Here is a 20,377-nt window from a genome sequence, read left to right as displayed (position 1 = left end):
GGCAGGAATCCACGGGTAAAGAAATCGCTGCACAATTGAAGTTTCAGCTCGATCCGGTGTTTGACGTCCAGTTCGATGAAAGTAAAAATCAACTGGCTCTGAACAGTCAGCTCATCAGCTATCATGTGCAGTGCGTTGCCCCCGATCAGAAGGAGGCCGTCGAGACCTATCTGCGATTCGCAGACTGGATGGCGCGTATGAATTATGTGCTGCATCCCTACACGCTGCCCCCCGGTTCACGGATTGCCTTGAATGAAGAATTAAGAACCCGAAATCTGATCCCTACAGAAGTGGAATTACAGACCCGTCTCGAAGAGAAGCTGTATTTGCGGGCGGAGCACAAAATTCACTGGAAACTGGATCAGAGAGATCGGGGACTAATTCATCACTGGGAAACGCTGCGAAAGAACAAAGACGTCAAAACGATCACGATTCATGAATATCTGAGAAACCAGTTCGCCAATCTGCGGAAATAAGGTTTCGTGCGATCACGGGCCGGGGTCGCCGATGACAGGAATCGTTGCCGGCGGTTCATACCAGTCGATTTTCTGCTCCAGCAGTTTGGAGAGCGTCGCCAGATTCTGATTGAGGTAATCAATCAGCGCCTGATCCTTGCGTGGTTTCCAGTCATACTGCAACAGTTCCTGGTAGGCTTCCTCAGGTGTCTTTTTCTGAACCAGCATACGATAAGCGGCGACAACGCCGCCAGTTCTCTGGGCACCAGCGGCACAGTGCACGAGTACCGGCTTGCCCGCTTTCTCGCAGCGCATGATTTCTGCGACCGCTTCAGCATAATCTTCGACATCGCCCGTGCCATCGCCAATCAGGTATAAAACCTGATGATCGATCTTCAGTTTCCGTGCCGTTTCCACTTCGGTTTTGAGATAAGGCTTATTCAAGTCACTTCCGTTCAAGGCGATGACCTTTTCGATTTTATTCTCGCGGAGCATGGGTTCAATCAGGTAGCTGGAAACCTGGCCGCTGCGATAGATCTTGCCCGGTTCAACCACTCCCCAGCGTTTGGCAACCAGGCGGTCCTCCAGAAATCCCTCCCAGACCAGAACGCCGGCAGCAATAATCGCACAGACAACAACCAGGATTTTGAGGAATTTCCTGTTCTTTGCCGGCCCGGCAGAGGCTTCGATGACGGATTCTCTGTCAGCGGTATTCATTTTGATCCTCTACGGTTTTGAAGCAGATACAATCCTGTCTCCGGGAAACAGGGGCCTGGAGCCGGCATTGTAGTTGAAGTTCACAAACCATGAACAGAGGAAAATGGGCTTGAAAACAGGCCGGAATTCAAGCAGCCTCAAAGGGGCTCGCAGTCGCGTTGGGGAAAAACTTACACATCAGGATCCCCAGTTCATACAGCACGATCAATGGTATCATCATCAGTATCATACTCATGGGGTCAGCAGGGGTCATCAGCATGGAGATAATCGAAATGATCAAAATCGCCATGCGGCGTTTTTCATGATAATCTTTCACACTGAATACGGAGATCCGTTCCAGGAACAGCATGACCAGAGGTAATTGAAAACTGAGACCGAACATCACTGGCAGCGTGATGGCGAAGCTGATCCATTCCGAGAGTCGAATCTGGGGGTTCACACCCAATAATTTATTGAAGCCCAGCAGGAAGCTGAGCACGAAGGGAAATACAGCGTAAAAACAGAACAGGGCACCACCCAGAAACAGGATGATGCTGATTGGCAGATAGATATAAACGTACTTCCGCTCGTGTGGATAAAGTCCAGCAGCCACAAACAGCCAGATTTGATAAATGACCCAGGGACTGGCAAAGATCAGTCCTGCGACGAAGGAGACTTTCAGATAGATCGTGGTAAACGCTTCCTGAACCGCCAGTGTCACCGGCTCTGCCATGGTCTTTTCCAGGCTGTCGATACGGTACTGATAGTCAGACAGAATTTTTTGCAGCGCTTTTGTCTCGGCCGTTTGTTTTGTCTTATCGCTGCCGAGGCTGGCGATTAATTCAGCGATGGTCGCATTCTGGTTTGGATCAGGATCATCCGGATTTTCTGCTATCTGGTGCGGCAGCTTATCCAGATTGTATTCTCGTAATGCGGAATCAATGGGAGCCCGTACAACTGCGACGATTTTATGACCAACAAATAAAGCTCCTACCACGCATATCGCAAGGCCGATTAATGCTTTCCATAAGTGAATGCGAAGGGTTTCGAGGTGATCCCCAAAACTCATGGTAGATTCATCGAATAGATCGTGAGACTGTGGTTTCATGCGACTTTACATTCTGGAGAGACCAATACCGAACAGAATCACCACTGTTTGCACTCCACAGGATGAACTGCAAATGACATCGATTGGATGAGCGGGTACTGCCCGGAACAAATGGAATATTGTATATTGGCTCCCGATGAGATCACGTCATTCAGGCAGAGTGAATCAGGAGTACCCACTCCATTTGCCCGCTGGATGAGCAGGAGGGAAGAGCGGTAGTAACACTGACCTATTGTAAACAACCAGACAGGACTGTCAACCAGAGGCTTTCGGCTGGAAGCAGATTAAGGAATTAAGGAGCAGGAGCAGCAGGTTCTGCGGGAGGTGCCTCAGCAGCGGGATCTGCGGGGGCTTCCGCCGCGGGTTTGGGTTGTTCTGGTTCGATCATTCCATAATCAAGCATTGTATAAATGATGAAATTGGAGACCACAATCGATAGTGTCCAGGTTAGCATGGTTTTACCCATTTCTTTATCTTTCCCGGCATAGACCCAGCCCATCGCAAACGCATAGATTGAGACGAAAAAACCAACGACGCATTGTCCGGGACCCTCGTTCTTGAAAATTTTGACGAGTGTTACAATAAAACAGACGAATTGAGCGAGAAAGGCAATGCCAAGAAAAACAAAAATCAGAAGCGGAGGCAGCATAGGGGTGAGGAAATAGATGATAATTCCCACGGCGACCCCGCCCACAACTCCGATGACCGCCTGCTGCCAGCGAGGCGTCGCTGCTGCATTCTGGGCTCGTTCTGATTTGGAAACGTATTTTATCTCTTCCAATTTGGTGACCAGGTCCAGGTCGGGTTTGCTGTGAACGGCCAGTAATCCGTTGACGCGGGCGTTAAAAATCATCGCGGGGCCATAGAAGCCACAGGCAAGTAACCAGAGAATTGAGGGGACAATCAGAACCTGGGGATCCAGTTCTTTGGGTTTTTTGCCGGCCAGTTCACCTTCCTGGAAGTCTTTGACTTTGTTTTCGTCTGCATCAGCCTTTGCCTGATCAGCGGCTGCGACGGCTGAATTGTATCGCACGTTCGAGAAAAATGTATCCAGATCATTACCGTAAACGGCTCCGATTGCTGCCAGGCAGCCAATCGCGGGCAGGTTGGTGATCAGGAACACGAAACACCAGAAAAGTGCTGGTTTGAAAAGCACCAGGAATACTTTTCCCAGTTTGTGCAGCATCCAGCCCGGCGAGGAGTCCGCCATCGTCATGTGCGGAATCGCCAGGGGAAACATTAGAAAAGTGGGAATAAATCCAATGGCGATCAAGATCACTCCGACGGGAATGGAGTCGTTGCTGATGAAATAGTAGCCGATCGATCCGAATACAGCCTGTGCCGGCAGACTGAACAGGACAACCCATGCGATAAACTTAATACCCAGGGCTGAGCATAAGAAAAAGTCGAAATTAATTCGTTTGAGTTTATTTTTGTTTTGTAATGCGAAGCGAACCACTTCAGTCTGGATAAACCAGATCCAGCCCGGGATCGCCATGATGGAAACAAAAGCGATGAAGCCCCAGAAGCAACGCGGAGGAGTACGATGACACCAGAGCATCATAAAGATCGAGCAGAAAAACAAAGTGCTGGCGATGGCGCTGTAAGTAAAAGTCTTAACAGCGAGCCCTTTATGGTTTCCTAGAAACGTGTAAGCGTCTCCCCAGGATTTTGAGTAGAAATCTTCAACAGCAGGTCCTTTGCGGCCTCGTTTTCTACGGGTTGCTTCTCGCATACGGCCGGTGCTCAGTTCGACCCCGCATTTGGGACACTCGATATCTTCCTCGCCGACATCCGAGCCACAACGCGGGCAGATCTTAGACTCTTTGTCTTCGATCTTATTGATATCAAAGCTGGCCAGAAAATCATCGGTATCTTCAGATTTGCTGGAAGAAGTCCGCTTCTTTTTATTCTGTTCCGCAGAAACTTTGACAGGTGCGCCGCATCCTTTGCAACGAACTCGTTTGCCTTCTGCTTCATCTTTCACAGAAAATGAAGTATTACATTCTTTACAGCGAACCTTAATGGGCATGAATGACCTTCGAGATGTTTTGGAAAATCGCTCGTAATCTAATTTGAGTCGACTCACCCCTGGACGGAATCATCCGGTTTCAGGTCAGGATGTGGAATTAATGAACCGACTTTTCTTTCTCCCTAATTATCAACAGACAGGGGGGCAATTCGCAAGTGGACAGTGACTGAAATTCGAGTGGTCCTGCTTTATCTCTATCAAATCAGCACCATTAATTCAGCAGTGGGTTATGTTCCCGAATTGTGAGCAGGCGTTGCATTTCGTGCAACCGGGAACCCATCTGTTGTTCTTCTGCAGAATGATGACTGCGGGAAAAACAACTCATGGAACGAGTGAGGCAACGGATCGCGCGATGGGAACGTCCTGACACCCAGAATAGTTCAGCGAGATGTTTTAAATCCTGGCCCATCGCAGGCAGGTTGATCGTCTTTTTGTGAAGCAGGTAGGCTTTCCAGAGATAAGAGATCGCCCGTGCGTGATTTCCTTTCAAACCCTGAATAATTCCCAGGTTTCCCCAGTCTGCAGCCTGATCGTCGAAACATCCGTAGAGAATTTCCCGGGTCAGGGAAATGTTCAGTAGCTGCTCGGCCAGTTGGTAATCCTGCTGGATGATGGCATCATTCGCACGACCAGTCAGGTCGCAGGCGGCATCATCTGAGAGTTGTTCTACTTCCTGTTCCAAGGTGAGGTGGTTTGCCGAACGCAGATCGCCCCAGGAGATCGAATATTGCTGGAATTGTGCGGCTAATTCAAAATAGCCTAAATTGCGATAGGCGGCTGCCAGATTGTGGCAGACAACAGAACGCAGGCGATTTTCATCCTGCTGATGGGCATAGTCCAACACGAGAGAGAACTGCTCAATCGCCTCTGATGCGTGGCCTGTTTTCAGTAAGAACTGGCCAAAATGCAGGCAACGTTCCCATTCGGCGGCCTGGAGTTTTGGCGAATGGAACAAGGCCCGCGCTTCTGCTCTTTTCCCCTGGGAGAATAATTCACAGGCCCCTTGTACCAGTTCAGGAAAGGTGGGTTGCGCTTCGGTGAAGGAAGTGGAAGAAATTGGTTCAGGCACGTCAAACTCCTCTCGTTGTCTTATCTCAATGAATTACAGACGAACAGATTGAGAGAGAGTGTGTGACGACAGGATTGCAGAAATTGAGGATGAGGGTCCCTCGATCCTGAATGAGAGCATCAGGAGATCTTTTACATTTAACTGTGTCGATATTACCTATTTTAACAGTTGTGTCAATTGTGATTCCGGTTATTTTATCAAAATGTCTTTCGAGAGGGGGAAGCGTATCCTGCTTGCCGTTGCAGAAAGCAGGGGTGCCTTCGCAGGGTAATCTCAGGAAATGCTGCCAAATTGGCAGCGATTTTGAAGTCCAGAAAGACTGACCGGCAGGAAAGTGCGTTGCTTCGAATCGAGCGTGAAGAAAGTAAGTGTTTTTTATGATTGATGTTATGGATTATTACGGAATTAGGCACGGCGTTCGCAGCTAGGAGATAACACACTAGGGTCTGCAATGCAGATCAGTGTCGCGGTTGCGTTGTTGTGGAAGGGCTTACCCGCCGCCACAGATCATAAATATCATCGATGTGAAGACATTTGAGTCAAAAATCAAAGAAAATCTAGGAGATCCCAATGGCGAAGAAGGCTGCCAAAGCGAGTAAAGGCGCCCGGATTGTCCCTCTTGGTGACAAAGTCGTTCTGAAAAGAGAAGTTGCAGAAACAACCACTGCTGGCGGAATTGTTCTGCCAGACAGCGCCCAGGACAAGCCACAACGTGGTGAAGTGGTCGCCGTGGGAGACGGACACGTCAAATCCGATGGAACGAAGCTTCCATTGACCGTTAAGGAAGGGGATCGAGTGATTTTCAGCCCCTACGGCGGGGACGAAATTAAAATTGGCGGAGAAGAATACCTGTTGCTTCGCGAAAGTGACATTTTGGCAACTTACTAGGTTGTCACATTCAGTACTTAAGAGTGACGGCCCCCGTTCGGGTTGGGCCTGTTGCTCTTTTCTTTCAAACAAATTTCAATCTGCGTACATGGAGATATAGTGAAATGGCAAAAATGATTGCCTTCGATCAGGAAGCTCAGGAAGCAATGCGACGCGGCATCAGCAAATTGGCAAGAGCAGTTCGTGTAACGCTCGGACCAAAAGGCCGCAACGTCATTATTGAAAAAAGCTTTGGCTCACCCACTGTCACGAAAGACGGTGTTTCCGTTGCTCGTGAAATCGAGTTGTCTGACAAGTTTGAAGACATGGGCGCTCGTATGGTTCGTGAAGTTGCCAGCAAAACATCAGATGTTGCCGGCGATGGAACCACCACTGCCACAATTATGGCAGAAGCCATCTACAATGAGGGCTTGAAATCGGTAGTTGCCGGAGTCAGCCCGATTGCGATGAAGCGGGGCATGGACAAAGCAGTCGAAGACATTGTGGAAAAACTTCGCAACATGTCTATCGAATGCAAAAACAAAAAAGCAATTTCTCAGGTCGGCATGGTGGCTTCCAATGGTGATGCAGAAATCGGAAAGATTCTGGCAGATGCTATGGAGCAGGTTGGCAAAGACGGTGTGATCACCGTGGAAGAAGGCCAGAGCCTGCAGACCAACTTCGAAGTTGTGGAAGGTATGCAGTTTGACCGCGGTTACCTTTCTCCTTACTTTGTGACCGATCCTCAAAGCATGTCCTGTGATCTGGAAGATGCTTATGTTCTGGTTCACGAAAAGAAAATTTCCAATATCAAAGATCTGGTTCCCGTACTTGAAAAAGTCGTTAACGCCGGTAAACCACTGCTGATTATTGCAGAAGACATCGAAGGTGAAGCACTTTCGACTCTCGTCATCAATAAGCTGCGTGGCACGTTCCGCTGCTGTGCTGTCAAAGCTCCCGGTTATGGCGACCGTCGCAAAGCCATGCTGCAGGACATCGCCATTATGGTCGGTGGTCAGGCTATTTTTGAAGATCTGGGGATTCAGCTGGAAAATTTGCAGCTTTCCGATCTGGGAACTGCCAAAAAAGTTTCTGTCGATAAAGACAATGCCACCATTATTGAAGGTGGTGGTAAGACTGGTGAAATCAAATCCCGTATCGAACAAATTCGTCGTGAGCTGGAAAATTCAAGCAGCGATTACGACAAGGAAAAACTGGAAGAGCGGATTGCCAAGCTTTCCGGTGGTGTTGCTCAGATTAACGTCGGTGCAGCTACCGAAAGTGAAATGAAAGAAAAGAAGGCACGCGTGGAAGATGCTTTGCACGCTGTTCGTGCTGCTGTCGCAGAAGGAATTCTTCCCGGCGGTGGTGTGGCTTTGCTTCGCTGTTCAAGAGCCTGCAAGCCAACCGGTCTTTCTGAAGAAGAAAAAGTGGGTTATGAGATTATCCTGCGGGCCTGCCGTGCTCCACTCACATCTATCGCCAATAATGCCGGTGATGATGGCAGTGTGGTTTGCGAAAAAGTTTCGGAGCTGGAAGGAAATATGGGCTACAACGCAGCCACTTCCAAATACGAAGATCTGGTCAAGACTGGGATTATTGACCCGACTCGCGTGACACGATCTGCTCTGCAGAACTCCGCCAGTGTCTCGACATTACTTCTAACCAGCGATGCTCTGATCGCTGAAAAGGGTAAGGGCGATCATGGCGACGGCGACCTGCACTAAGGTCAGGTTTTGTCCCGTTTTTTAATAGATTTGAAAGCGCCCGGCAGTTTTTCTGTCGGGTGCTTTTTCGTTCCAGCTCTGATCTGTGTTTCCAGGGATGGTCAGGCCAGGTATCGCAGCGGACAGGCCATGATGATTTCGTGGGATGCGCTTTAGAATGTTAGAATGTGCGCATTGCGGACCCGAACTGATAATAGTACCATTTGCATCATTCACAGAGACCGTCAACTAAAATAGTGACTCCTTCAATTCCAGAAGATTGGTAGAATTTCGTGGCAAGAGAAAAAGTAGTTTTGGCATACAGTGGTGGCCTGGATACTTCAGTAGCCGTCAAGTGGATCAACGAAAAATATGACATGGACGTGATCACTTATACCTGTGATCTCGGCCAGGGGCGCGATGTCGATGGAATCAAGGAAAAAGCACTCAAAACCGGTGCCGTCGAAGCGGTGGTCGAAGACACCAAAAATATGTTTGTCGATTTTTTCGTTTGGCCCTCTCTGATGGCGGGTACCATGTACGAAGGCAAATATCCACTGGCAACGGCGCTGGGACGACCGTTAATTGCACACCGCATGGTGGAAGTGGCCAAGGAATACGGTGCGACGGCTGTTGCGCATGGCTGTACCGGTAAGGGGAATGATCAGGTACGGTTCGATGTGTCTTTTCAGACACTGGCACCGAACTTGAAAATTATCGCTCCCGTGCGTGAGTGGAGATGGACGCGAACCGAAGAACTGGCATACGCCAAAGAGCATGGCATTGAGGTCGAAGCGACTAAAGAGAGTATTTTCAGTATCGATCAGAATCTGTGGGGACGTTCCGTGGAAGCGGGCATTCTGGAAGATCCCTGGGTGGCCCCTCCTAAAGAAGCTTACAAGTGGACGGTTTCACCCGAAGATGCTCCCGATCATCCAGTAGAAGTGACGATCGAATTCGAGCAGGGACGCCCCATTGCCATCGACGGTAAGGAAATGGATGGCGCCGATTTGATTCTGCTGTTGAACAAAATTGGTGGAGAAAATGGCGTCGGCCGCATCGATCATGTCGAAAACCGACTGGTGGGTATTAAAAGTCGCGAAGTTTATGAAGCCCCGGCCGCGTTGATTCTGCATAATGCACACCGCGAACTGGAATATCTGACCTTAAGCAGGCAGGCCCTGCGATTCAAAACGTTTATCAGTCAGACTTGCAGCGATATCATCTATGATGGTCTCTGGTATAGCTCATTTCATCAGGACTTGATGGGTTTTGTAGAAAAGAACCAGCGTTTTGTCTCTGGAACCGTTCGCGTTTCACTGTATAAAGGAAATCATACGGTGACAGGTTTGAAGAGTGAGCACAGTCTTTACAGTCCCGAGCTGGCAACTTATGAGGAAGGCGATCAGTTCCCTCATGAGACGGCCCTTGGTTTCATCAGGATTCATGGACTGGCTCAACAGACACAAGCACGTCAACAGTTATTGAAAGGGGAGCCCAGTTCAAAACCGACTCGAATTATGCCTCCCAGTAAATCTGACAAACCCTGATACGGGAATTTGAGAGCGTTTTCATGCAGCCATCGTGGACGGTCATTTATCATGAATGGTTCCGCTGGCTCAGAAAACGCAGTAATCATCCCCGAATTCGGGCTAACCTTCAATTAATGTGGTCGTGTGATGGATCAATCGGCACAGAAAGGGCGAACGATTGCAATCGGTGATATTCATGGTTGCGATATTGCGCTGGGGACAATTCTGTATCATCTCGAACTGACGCGGGATGATACCTTTATCTGTCTCGGCGACGCCGTCGATCGCGGCCCCGGGACAAAACACGTAATTGAAATTCTGCTTGATCTGAAGGCCACCTGCAAGCTGGTGATGATCAAAGGCAATCACGAAGAAATGATGCTGGATGGCCTCAACGGAGGCCACTGGGAATCGATCTGGTTACAGCATGGCGGCAAAGAAGCCATCGACTCTTATGGGGGACGCTACGATCTGATTCCCGAAGAGCATCGCATCTTTATGGCGACGGCCTTGGATTATTATGAGACCGAAACCGACATTTTTGTCCACGCAACGGCGGTTCCCGGAACTACCCTGGCAGAACTGACCCCACAGGAATTACGCTGGGATCGGATCACCGGCGAGGAAGATCCGGACCAGTCCGGGCGTCGTATCATCTGCGGACATACCGCCCAGAAATCGGGAAGACCATTAGTGTTTGATGGCTGGGCCTGTCTCGATACCGCCGCCTATCGCGGAAATTATTTAACCGCCATCGATGTGCATACGAACGAACTTTTCCAAGCCAAACAGAACGGAAAATATCGCGCAGGTAGAACACTGGAACGTTATCTGTTGAAGTAAACGATTCGTTTCAAGCCACTTTCTGTCAGGCGGGATGTGCGTCTTAATCTGTCAGATGCATTACGACCATTTTCTCTTCACTCATTTCGTGGATGGCATATTTGGGGCCTTCTTTACCGGTTCCACTGTGTTTTAAACCGCCGTAAGGCATGGCGTCGGCCCGCCATTGGCTGGACCAGTTGATGTGCAGGTTGCCACTTTCCACTTCACGCGCAAATTTCATCGCCCGATCAATATCCTGAGTAAAGATGCCTGCAGCCAGACCATAAGTCGTATTATTGGCCATGCGAATGGCGTCGTCGATATCATCAAAATAAGACAGTGCGACGGCGGGACCGAAGATTTCCTCTTTTTCAACCTGCATCTCCGGGCTGGTATTCTCCAGAATCGTAGGAGCATAGATCGCGCCCTGGCGTTGTCCGCCGGTGACGAGTCGGGCACCCTGGCTGATCGCTTCGTTGACCCACTGTTCGACGCGACTCGCATCTGATTCACGCACCATCGGGCCAATTTTTGTTGATTCTTCCATCTGATTACCTGTATGCAGCAGATCCACTTTGGATTTCAACAGTTCCACGAAATCCGACTTGATGGCGGAAGAAGTCAGAATGCGTTGAGCCGAAATACAAACCTGACCGGCATTTGCATAACCGGCCATGCTGATCGCGGTCGCCGCTTTCTCAAGGTCAGCATCGTCCATAATGATCACCGGACTGTTACTGCCCAGCTCCATTGTGACCTTTTTCAATCCCGCCATTTCACAGATTTGAGTTCCCACTTCATAGCTGCCTGTGAAACTGATTTTACGAATGCGGCTGTCAGTACAGATGGCACGTCCGATTTCTCCACCCGGTCCGGTGATACAGGCAATCGCTTCTGCAGGCAGGCCGGCTTCCAGCAGGATTTCGGTAAGCTTCAACGCAGACAGTGGAGTATCGCTGGCCGGTTTAATCAGAATCGCATTCCCGGCGGCAATCGCGGGACCCACTTTGTGGCAGACGAGATTCAAAGGGAAGTTGAACGGCGTGATCGCGGCGACGATGCCACAGGGAACGCGGAGTGTGAAGCCAAGTTTATTTTTACCGCCGGCATTTCCTTCCAGAGGAATCATTTCCCCGGTCAAGCGGCGGGCTTCTTCGCCTGAAAGCCGGATGACTTCGGCGCTACGGACTGCTTCCACCTGACTTTCTGCCAGAACTTTTCCGACTTCCAGACTGATGGTCCGGGCAAATTCATCTTTCCGCGCCAGCAGTAATTCGGAGGCTTTCTGCAGAATCAGACTGCGATCATAGGGAGTCATGGCTTTCATGATGCGGGCTCCCTGTTCCAGAACAGTGACTGCTTCTGTGATCTCTTCACCACCGCCTTTGGGAACGGTATCAATCACCGATTGGTCAAAGGGGTTAGTCACATTGATAGTCTGGTTCGTATCCTGCCATTGGCCAGCGCAAAACATTTTCATCTTGAGGGAAACCTTGTGGAAAGAGGTTGCTGACTGAAACGTACTTCTCAATCAATTTCAGAATAGACGTGAGAAACGAATCTGACAACCCAGCGAATGATTCGAATTTGCTTTTGATGCAGGAAAAATGACTTAAAGTGAGAGGGATATTCAGGTTAGGGCTGTGTTTTTCCGGCACGGATTGCCCTTGGCATAGTTTGGAGAATCTGTTAAAAAACGCCTACATTTCCTGGGGCAATTCCGTCTTCAGAACCACATCTCTCAAGTAATCTGCTGTCTCAAAGAATTCTCAGCAGTTACGTGCTCTCACTATTTTTTTTCCTTCAATCAGGCGGATCTGATCATGGCCAACCTTCGTCGTGTGGCGCCGTGGATGGTATGCGGCATTACTATTATCCTGCTGAGTTCGGCGTGTGAAACTCTGCCTGGCTGGGACTCAAAGACGATGTCAACCACACATCACACTGAAAAAAGAGCGACTTCGGCAGAAGACTATCGAACGCGTTTTCTAACGAAACGGGACCCCAAGGCTCTGGACTGGATTCTCAAAAATCGCCTGTATTCCGGTATGTCACGCGTCAGCGTCGAGAAAGAGATCGGCGAAGAAGGCGAGTTTCAGGAGTCTTCCAAGTGGCTCAAGGCAACCGGTGGGACATTTCAAACCACTGATGAAGCTTACCGATGGGGACCTGATGAAAGCGGGCGCAGCGTCTATCTGATTTTCCGGGATGATGTGCTCGTGAACTTCAATCCTGAAGATTTTGAATTGAATTAGCGATCAGCGGTGTTGTTACTGAACCTGAATCAGGTCTTTTTCTTTTTCGCGATTCAAGCGTAACTGTCCACAGGCTGCGTCGATGTCGTCCCCTTTTCGTTTGCGGACGGTTACGTTGACGCCTCCTTTTGCGAGTGTCATAAAGAAGCGGTCAACGTCGGTTGTCGAAGGGCTTTGAAAGCCTGTTTCTTCTACTCCATTCGCCGGAATTAAATTCACATGGGCATTGCGATGTTTTAACAGGCCGGCCAATTCGTGCGCATGAGCGGGGCTGTCGTTCACGCCTGCCAGTAAAATATATTCATAGGTCACGCGTCTGCCTGTGGTTACGTAATAATAGTCCGTCGCATCCATGATTTTTTGAATGCCGATTTTATTGTTCGTCGGCACAATCTGGTCCCGCAATTTGTCATTGGGCGCATGCAGTGAAACGGCGAGAATGTAGGACTTGTTGACATCAGCCAGCTCTCGGATTTTTGCGGGAAGCCCGACGGTCGACACGGTGATTTTCCGCGCACCAATGCCCATGCCCCCTTTGTGATTTAGCGTATCCAGTGCCGGGATCAGAGCCGACAGGTTGGCTAACGGCTCGCCGATCCCCATCACGACGATATTCGAAATCCGTTCTTCCTCGCCGATAATGCGGTCCAGCCGCAGAATCTGTTCCAGGATTTCGCCCATCGACAGGTTGCGGGTCAATCCCAGCAGACCACTGGCACAGAATACGCAGCCCATGGCACAACCAACCTGTGTGCTGATACAGACGGTGTTTCGTTTGGGCTCGCGCATCAATACGCATTCCACGAGATGCCCGTCCTGAAGTTCCAGCAACAGTTTTTCCGTGCGGTCGCGAGAAGTCTGATGTTTGACCACTGTGGTCGAAAACAGACGAAAGTTTTCTTTCAACAGGTCGCGAAATTTCTTCGAAATATCGTGCATAGCCTCAAAATCATTGACGCGTTTGGTGAAAATCCAGCGTCGGATCTGGTCGGCCCGATAGGAAGACGACTCGTGTTCAATGCACCACTGGGCAAGCTCATCGCGAGTCAGGTCGGTAATCAAAGGGAGCAAGCCGACTTCTGAAGAGTCAGCCTGCAGAGTATCATTTTCGGACGACAGCATGGTTTTGGCTCAAGCACGTGTGTTCGCAGTTGATCGAGGATGCTGCGAACAGGGAACGCAAATAATTCCGATAGAGGGTCAGCCTGTCAACGCTGTGATGGCAGGTAATTCAGTAGAGTCATCATAACGGGGGCAGAGGCAGAAGACTACTATTTCTCTGCTCACTTTTTCTGATTCCCGTACGGACAGCCGGTTACAAAGGCTGTGATACGGTACATTAGTCATCTTCCGGTGGCGCCGGAAAACTGATGACCTTCCCTTTTTTCTTGTTAGTGGCCTTATTTTCTTCCTCCGTTTCCAGATCGAATGAAAGTGCCGGGATGGCAGGCGGCGAATTCGGGATGGTCAGATCGGGAAGCGACAGAGTGGGCAGTTTCGACTCGGTTTTCGCCTGCAAGGGCTGCTCGGTCGCTGGAATCTGAGGTTGAACTCCTTGCGACAGGCGCGGGCTGTCCGGTGTCACGATTGGCTTTTGATGAACAATCCGACGGCCGTCATCTTCGATCGCATTTTTGCTGTTAAAGGCAATTTTCTGTCCCTGAATCTCGGCACCGACGATCCGGTAATGTTGTCCGACAGGTGGTTTGAGCGCGCTCATCAGGTTGCTGCCCTCAGCGGGAGTGCGTTCCTGCGGGGCGTTCGCCAGCATCAGTTCCAGGCTGGAACCGTCCGGATATTTCAATCGCAGTTTTGGTTGCGAGGTAGACACGTTGGAATTGCCAAAGGGATTGCCGAAATCGGCAACTCGTTCAAATCGCGCCAGGACTTCATTCTTTCCCGATACCAGCCGCGGACGGGAATAGGTTTTATTGGCCATGACCAGTTCCGAATTTGACATATGCAAATGCCAGTTGCCCGTCGAAGCGATCACAAGATCGTCAGGACCAAAATTCAGTTGTTTATAAACGTACAATGAAGATTCAATCTGGGCAGTGGCGACGGGGGGTGTTTTGTCTGCACCCAGAAACATGGCGCATTGAATCAAAGTCGGCACGGGCACGGCCTGTACGATCTTGGGGTGGTTCAGTTGCGCGATCATTTTCTCTTTATTGTTGGTGGAATAATAGAGTGAGAGTAAGGCGACCGAACTCTGGTTGGTCTCCAGATCGACATCGAGATTACGCAGGATGGCTTCTTCTGCTTCGTCAGCCTGCTGATACTTTTGCAGGATTCGCGAGCAGAGCAGGTTCGCTTCCCAGACATCACTGGAATAGGTCTGGGATTTCTGAGCCATTTTTGCAGCTCCAGGTTGTCCCAGGTAGTCGCGAATACTCGCCAGATTTGCGGTTCCTGAAGCGAGCATGTCGTCGCGGCGGAAGTAACCGTCGCCGATCGTTTCCAGTTCAGAATAGGTGTGAGAGGCTGCGAAGAGTTGTCCCTGGGCCTGCTGGGTACGGGCCACATAATACCAGTAAGGCGGGTAATGGCTCATAAAGCGTTCCAGCCGCTTTAAAATCCGCTGACGAATGCGTGGGTTGGGTTCCTGCATTGCCTGATCGAGCGATTCCAGATCATCATCACGGATCAACCAGTCATCAGGGATGTTTTTCTCTTGCGCCAGTTTCCAGAATGTATCCAAAAACAATGTGGATCTGGAAATCACAGTTTCCATGCGTTGTTTATCGACTTTCCAGACATCCAGATCTTTTTGCGCTTCTACATTCCTGTAGTCCCACCAGCTGTTAGCCCCGTTACGGACGGCACTGCCGAACTGCAGTGTTAAGACATCGGTAGTCAAAGCGAGCGCGTTCGTCGCCATTTTTTGGCGCGAATGGTATTTGTGTTTATTTTTGAAGTATTCGCGTTCCTGCTCGGCGATTTCAACCTGACCGATTTCATCGAGAACCGCAGAGTAGAGTTTGACGACCTGTTCATCTCCGATGCCATTCAGATTCAGATTGTTCAGGATTTTTTCGCGTTCCTCGAACATCACTTCTTTGGAACCGGATTTCTTGATTCGATAAAAGGACGCGCGGCAGTAATTGAGCGCAATGGCTGTTTTACCGGCTGTCGGATGCGGTTCTTTCTTAATGTCCTGAGCGCGCAACTGAACCGGAGCCGGTCCGCTGAGCACTAAAGCCACCAGGAATAGCAATATCGGATAGCGAAAAAGAGTCGGCATTGGATCTCCTTAACTGCCGATCAGTGTCATTATTATGGCAGGAGTTTGTTTTTTGTCGTGGATGCTTTGCACATCAATGCTGGAAATTAATTTCATTACCTCAAATCTACACGACGAACGGGGCGTGTGTGGGCAATACCTGGATTTTTACTAGATTTTCCGGGACGCTGATCCGCTGGGGTGCCGGTTGTGTAAAATGGGCGAGCTTTGCCGCAGTTTTCATTAATGAGGAGAGGGGGGCCTGACTGGGTAAACAAAAAAATCCCACTGATTCCTGCAGGAATCAGTGGGATGATCGTATCCAGAGGTCCGTTTTAACTGTTTATGCCGCTTTCGAAATCCGAGGCGTTTCTGAGTAAAGTGTGGGGAATTGTGATGAAGAAAGTCGACCCAGACTTTCTGCAATTCCTCGCACGACGATTTCCTGCTGAACTTCATTCAGTTCCGAGAAAATCGGCAACGCCAGACACTCACTGGTAACAAGTTCTGTTTCCGGAAGATCCCCTGCCTTGTATCCAAGATACTGGAAACATTGCTGCAGGTGTAAAGGACGGGGATAATAAATGGCACAGCCAATGTGCTTTTCTCTCAAGTCATTGAGCACCTTATCCCGTTGTCCGCCTTTGACGCGAACACTGTATTGGTTGTATACGTGTCGCCGATCAGGCAGGACTGCCGGTGGTTCGATACAGTCGAATAACTGATAGTGCCGGAACAGGGCATTATAGCGACGGGCATTTTCCTGACGCTCTGTTGTCCACTGATCAAGGTATTTCAACTTAACGCGTAACACGGCTGCCTGCAGTGCATCAAGTCGGCTGTTGATCCCGATTTCCGCGTGCTGATAACCTCCAATGTCTCCATGAACCCGCAGGCGTCTGATGCGTGTGGCCAGTTCGGGATCGTCGGTTGTCACCAGGCCGCCGTCTCCGGCACCTCCCAGATTTTTCGTAGGGAAAAAGCTGAAGCAGCCGATCGTACCTAAAACGCCTGCACGTCGCCCACGGTATTCCGCTCCGATGGCTTGTGCCGCGTCTTCAATCACCGGAATTCCATTACGAACCGCATTTCTCCAGATCGGCTCCATGTCAGCACATTGTCCAAAAATATGAACCGGCATGATGGCCTTAGTGCGATCCGTAATTTTCTCCTCAATCGATTTTGGACACAGGTTAAAGCTGACAGGATCAATGTCGGCAAAAACCGGGGTCGCACCGACGCGAGCGATCGAGCTTCCGGTGGCGAAAAACGTAAAGGGACTGGTAATGACTTCATCGCCAGGGCCAATTTCCAGCGCCATCAAGGCCAGGAGCAGGGCATCTGTACCAGAGGCGACCCCGATGGCATTTCGGGAATCGCAATATTCGGCGATATCGCACTCGAATTCAGCGACTTCGTCTCCCAGAATAAATGCCTGATCCTCAAAAACTTTCAGGACTGTTTCCTGAACTTCTGCTTTGATTCTCTGATATTGGCTGACAAGATTGATAAAAGGGACAGGTGTGGGGGTATTTTGTTTCATTCAGCGACTCCATTCGCTATGGGAATCCGGGGAGTTCCGTGCTCAAAAACAGGAAAGGTTGGTGGTTTTGAGAGATTTGGTACACCTTGTTTTCAGGTAAGATGCAGATTTTTCGAGCATGTTGATACGTTTCCATCTTGGATTTCTCAGCAGTGATTCGAAATTTCGTTGGTAGATTATGTCGAGAACCATTTTCTGTCAATATGTGTCGAACTGAAAAGTAGTGACTCGTAAAGGTTGCTTTCAAGATGCTGTTGACAGCCTCTGTCAGGGCTTATTTCGCAATCAGCCAATGATTGCTCAGAAGATTGCCGATAGAAGAAGCATTGCCAGTATTTATCCATGGTTTTATAGCCTTGACACCTGTTTTTGCGGGTTCTACCATGAACGGCGAGTTCGAGGTTGAAACGAGATTCAAAAATCGACTATATATTGAATATTCACCTTTCAGGCTTGTCTTATCTTCGGTTGAAATCGCCTGGCAGGTAGTTTTTAAATCTTTGAAGCCTATAATGTCTGAGACGGTTTCAAATTTGACGTCAATATCCATAAGAGCAAAGTCCAGAAAGGAAAACTCATGGCACACGTGGTTACAGAGGCTTGCTTCAATTGCAAATATACAGATTGTGTCGTAGTTTGCCCTGTTGAGTGTTTCTACGAAGCTGATTCCATGGTCTACATCAATCCGGATGAGTGCATCGACTGCGAAGCATGCGTTCCTGAATGCCCGGTTGAAGCCATTTATCATGAAGACAATGTTCCGGAAAAATGGAAAGAATATATTCAAATCAACGCCGATAAATCACAGGAACTGCCCGTGATTACCGAAAAGAAAAAGCCTTTGGCTGATAGCTGATTGCTTCGGAATTCGTTCTTCGGCTTGAATATCTGAAAAAATAAAAAACTCCCCATTACTGGATCGGTAATGGGGAGTTTTTGATTAATTGATGACATTGAGTCGCTGTCCCAGTTCTCGCAGGACTTCAATATCGGTGTCTGGTCTGGTCGGACTTTGCGGATGCGTCAAGTTGGTTTTGGTCCAGCCGCGTAGATGCAGAAATTGTGCCGCCGAGTGTTTATAAGCCGGTGAAGGGCTGCGAAAAGTGAAGTAACCCAGGTATTGCAATTGATCGTTCAATTCGTAGAACGCAGGGTCGCCGGCAGCCCAGTACGCGTCCCGTTTGGCAAACAGATCAGGGGCAAAGGTACTCAGCCCCAGTAGGTAATCACTGCCGTATTGAACCATATCAATGCCGAAATCATTGCCTGTGAAAACCTTGAAATCGGGCCGCTTCTGATCCCGAAGCTGCAGGCGTTCCCATTCCGGTTCACGGTGGAAGGACGAGTGTTTGGCTCCGATACATTGCGGAATTTCCATCAATGCGGCATAGGTTTCCAAATCGTAGACAGACCCGAAAGGGGCCAGATCTTTGGTCAATTCAAATCCAATAAAGCGATCTGAATTGGCAGCAATTGTCTGATAGGATTCGATGATTTGAGCCGGTGCCTGTTCGACTAAACCGAACGACTGAAAGATCACGGCAGTGCCGCCATGTTCCTGGATCAGGTCAATTTTTCTCTGATAGCCAGCGGCATCAAAACGCGCGCCCGGTTGGTCGCTGACGAAGGCACCGGCGACAAAGGGACCGCCACTCAGCGTCTGTTGCGCGATCTTCAGCACTTCGATAAACGTTGGCTCATCGATGAGATTCACGTAACCCGTATCCATATTGACGGCCGGCGTAATTCCCACTTCCGCGGTGCGGGCGACGTGGGCGCTTAATGAATCCCGATCGATTTCCCCGGATTCCAGATAAGGCAGCAATACGGCTGAAATTCCCGTCAATTTACGACGCGGTCTGATCATGCTGACAGGATCATAGGTTGTTTCTGGCATTTAGGTGTTCCTTGCTATATATTCGAGGTTGTATTCAATCATGGTAAATCGACTGTCAGGATACCAAATTGGCGCTCAATCTTGGAGGCATTCATGAGATTTCGACATAGAGTTTCTGTTGCTTTGTTTTTTACGCTCTGTTGTATTTGTTTCCGTAGTGGAATCGCGGAAGCAGCTCCGGAGCAGAAACAAAAGCCGAATGTCCTGTTTTTGTTTACGGACGATCAACGTGCTGACACGATTCACGCGCTGGGAAATTCGCTGATCCAGACACCCAATCTGGATGAACTCGTGCGGAGCGGATTTGTATTCAATAACGCCTATTGCCTGGGAAGCAACTCCGGGGCCGTCTGTGTTTGCAGTCGAAACATGCTGCTCAGCGGACGCACTTACTTCCGCTGGACGGGCCGTTATGCTTCCGCAGACAAACCGAATTTTCCGGACTCCATGAAAGAAGCCGGATATTACACCTATCATCATGGTAAGAAAGGGAATACGGCAGCAGAGATCCATAAGCGGTTCGATCAGTCAAAGTATTTAAATGATCAACAGGCACGTTTACTGGGTCAGCCCGGAAAAGAGATTGTGGATGATGCCGTTCAGTTTTTAAAAACAAAACAGGACAAACCCTTCTTTATGTATCTGGCGTTTGCCTGCCCGCATGATCCGCGTGTTGCTGATCAGGAATATCTGGACCTTTATAAACGGGACCAAATGCCGCTGCCAAAAAACTATCTCCCCCTGCATCCCTTCAATAATGGGGAACAGATCGTGCGCGATGAACTTTTAGCCGGTTTTCCCCGCAGCGAAGCAGAAGTCCGCAAGCATCTGCATGACTACTATGCCGACATCACCGGCCTCGATGGTCATATTGGCCGGTTGCTCAAGACGCTCAAAGAGAGTGGAGAATATGAGAACACGGTTATCATTTTCTCTTCCGATCACGGTCTGGCTGTCGGCAGTCACGGACTGATGGGCAAACAGAGTCTGTACGAACACAGTATGAAAGCGCCGCTGATTTTCAGTGGACCGGGAATTCCTCATGGAAGCAGTGATGCACTGGTTTATCTCTACGATATTTTTCCGACTGTCTGTGAAATGGTGGGGACGGAAACTCCACAGGGGCTGGATGCAGAAAGTATGTGGCCTGTGATTACCGGTAAAAAGCC

The 20,377-nt window shown here is 49.5% G+C and carries 18 protein-coding genes; 8 read left to right on the top strand and 10 right to left on the bottom strand.

Going from position 1 to position 20,377, the window contains the following annotated elements; genetic code table 11:
• Positions 1 to 476: hypothetical protein (locus tag Q0294_RS03240; RefSeq protein WP_299460870.1), on the top strand; the 476-nt coding region annotated here is incomplete at its 5' end.
• Positions 477 to 488: 12 nt separating this feature from the next.
• Here the strand turns inward: Q0294_RS03240 and Q0294_RS03235 are convergent.
• From Q0294_RS03235 to Q0294_RS03220, 4 genes are all read right to left on the bottom strand, one after another.
• Positions 489 to 1,172 carry a dual specificity protein phosphatase family protein gene (locus tag Q0294_RS03235; protein ID WP_299460868.1) on the bottom strand — a complete coding sequence of 228 codons (684 nt, stop codon included), beginning with the start codon at positions 1,170 to 1,172 and terminating at the stop codon, positions 489 to 491.
• A gap of 127 nt (positions 1,173 to 1,299) precedes the next feature.
• The gene (gene tatC / locus Q0294_RS03230; protein ID WP_299460866.1) at positions 1,300 to 2,259 is read right to left on the bottom strand and encodes a twin-arginine translocase subunit TatC; all 960 of its coding nucleotides are present in this window, start codon (positions 2,257 to 2,259) and stop codon (positions 1,300 to 1,302) included.
• A 292-nt stretch (positions 2,260 to 2,551) separates the two neighbouring features.
• Positions 2,552 to 4,291, bottom strand: a complete 1,740-nt coding sequence (locus Q0294_RS03225; protein WP_299460864.1) for a hypothetical protein — start codon at positions 4,289 to 4,291, stop codon at positions 2,552 to 2,554.
• A gap of 211 nt (positions 4,292 to 4,502) precedes the next feature.
• Positions 4,503 to 5,360 (bottom strand): hypothetical protein, encoded by an 858-nt coding sequence (locus Q0294_RS03220; protein ID WP_299460862.1) that lies wholly within the window; start codon positions 5,358 to 5,360, stop codon positions 4,503 to 4,505.
• Between the two features lie 570 nt (positions 5,361 to 5,930).
• Between Q0294_RS03220 and groES the strand changes: the two genes are divergently transcribed.
• From groES to Q0294_RS03200, 4 genes are all read left to right on the top strand, one after another.
• Positions 5,931 to 6,248, top strand: a complete 318-nt coding sequence (gene groES / locus Q0294_RS03215; RefSeq protein ID WP_299460860.1) for a co-chaperone GroES — start codon at positions 5,931 to 5,933, stop codon at positions 6,246 to 6,248.
• A 104-nt stretch (positions 6,249 to 6,352) separates the two neighbouring features.
• Positions 6,353 to 7,954: a chaperonin GroEL gene (gene groL / locus Q0294_RS03210; protein WP_299460858.1), complete on the top strand. Its 1,602-nt coding sequence runs from the start codon at positions 6,353 to 6,355 to the stop codon at positions 7,952 to 7,954.
• 272 nt (positions 7,955 to 8,226) lie between these two features.
• On the top strand, positions 8,227 to 9,483 hold the full coding sequence (locus Q0294_RS03205) for an argininosuccinate synthase (RefSeq protein WP_299460856.1): 1,257 nt from the start codon (positions 8,227 to 8,229) through the stop codon (positions 9,481 to 9,483).
• Between the two features lie 129 nt (positions 9,484 to 9,612).
• Positions 9,613 to 10,308: a metallophosphoesterase family protein gene (locus Q0294_RS03200; protein WP_299460854.1), complete on the top strand. Its 696-nt coding sequence runs from the start codon at positions 9,613 to 9,615 to the stop codon at positions 10,306 to 10,308.
• A 43-nt stretch (positions 10,309 to 10,351) separates the two neighbouring features.
• On the opposite strand, the gene Q0294_RS03195 is transcribed toward Q0294_RS03200, so the two are convergent.
• Positions 10,352 to 11,770 (bottom strand): aldehyde dehydrogenase family protein, encoded by a 1,419-nt coding sequence (locus tag Q0294_RS03195; RefSeq protein WP_299460852.1) that lies wholly within the window; start codon positions 11,768 to 11,770, stop codon positions 10,352 to 10,354.
• Between the two features lie 343 nt (positions 11,771 to 12,113).
• On the opposite strand from Q0294_RS03195, the gene Q0294_RS03190 reads away from it, so the two are divergent.
• Positions 12,114 to 12,545, top strand: a complete 432-nt coding sequence (locus tag Q0294_RS03190) for a hypothetical protein (RefSeq protein WP_299460850.1) — start codon at positions 12,114 to 12,116, stop codon at positions 12,543 to 12,545.
• A gap of 15 nt (positions 12,546 to 12,560) precedes the next feature.
• On the opposite strand, the gene rlmN is transcribed toward Q0294_RS03190, so the two are convergent.
• The 4 genes from rlmN to Q0294_RS03170 all read right to left on the bottom strand — a co-directional run bounded on the left by rlmN (position 12,561) and on the right by Q0294_RS03170 (position 17,861).
• Complete coding sequence (rlmN, locus tag Q0294_RS03185) at positions 12,561 to 13,667, bottom strand: 23S rRNA (adenine(2503)-C(2))-methyltransferase RlmN (protein WP_299460848.1); 1,107 nt, start codon at positions 13,665 to 13,667, stop codon at positions 12,561 to 12,563.
• Positions 13,668 to 13,884: 217 nt separating this feature from the next.
• Positions 13,885 to 15,789 carry a hypothetical protein gene (locus Q0294_RS03180; protein WP_299460846.1) on the bottom strand — a complete coding sequence of 635 codons (1,905 nt, stop codon included), beginning with the start codon at positions 15,787 to 15,789 and terminating at the stop codon, positions 13,885 to 13,887.
• 322 nt (positions 15,790 to 16,111) lie between these two features.
• A complete protein-coding gene (locus tag Q0294_RS03175) occupies positions 16,112 to 17,311 on the bottom strand; it encodes a DegT/DnrJ/EryC1/StrS family aminotransferase (protein ID WP_299460844.1) in 1,200 nt (399 codons plus the stop codon).
• Between the two features lie 274 nt (positions 17,312 to 17,585).
• Positions 17,586 to 17,861 (bottom strand): hypothetical protein, encoded by a 276-nt coding sequence (locus Q0294_RS03170; protein ID WP_299460842.1) that lies wholly within the window; start codon positions 17,859 to 17,861, stop codon positions 17,586 to 17,588.
• Positions 17,862 to 17,888: 27 nt separating this feature from the next.
• Here Q0294_RS03170 and Q0294_RS03165 point away from each other — a divergent pair, with 27 nt between their 5' ends.
• Positions 17,889 to 18,167 carry a ferredoxin family protein gene (locus tag Q0294_RS03165; RefSeq protein ID WP_366917899.1) on the top strand — a complete coding sequence of 93 codons (279 nt, stop codon included), beginning with the start codon at positions 17,889 to 17,891 and terminating at the stop codon, positions 18,165 to 18,167.
• 84 nt (positions 18,168 to 18,251) lie between these two features.
• Here the strand turns inward: Q0294_RS03165 and Q0294_RS03160 are convergent, their stop codons facing one another.
• Complete coding sequence (locus tag Q0294_RS03160; RefSeq protein ID WP_299460838.1) at positions 18,252 to 19,208, bottom strand: dihydrodipicolinate synthase family protein; 957 nt, start codon at positions 19,206 to 19,208, stop codon at positions 18,252 to 18,254.
• A gap of 93 nt (positions 19,209 to 19,301) precedes the next feature.
• On the opposite strand from Q0294_RS03160, the gene Q0294_RS03155 reads away from it, so the two are divergent.
• Positions 19,302 to 20,377, top strand: a 1,076-nt coding sequence (locus Q0294_RS03155; RefSeq protein WP_299460836.1) for a sulfatase-like hydrolase/transferase, incomplete at its 3' end; no start/stop codon positions are given.

Origin of the sequence: uncultured Gimesia sp. (assembly GCF_937919775.1) — a bacterium.
GTDB lineage: Bacteria > Planctomycetota > Planctomycetia > Planctomycetales > Planctomycetaceae > Gimesia.
This window is presented reverse-complemented; position numbering and strand designations above follow the sequence as displayed.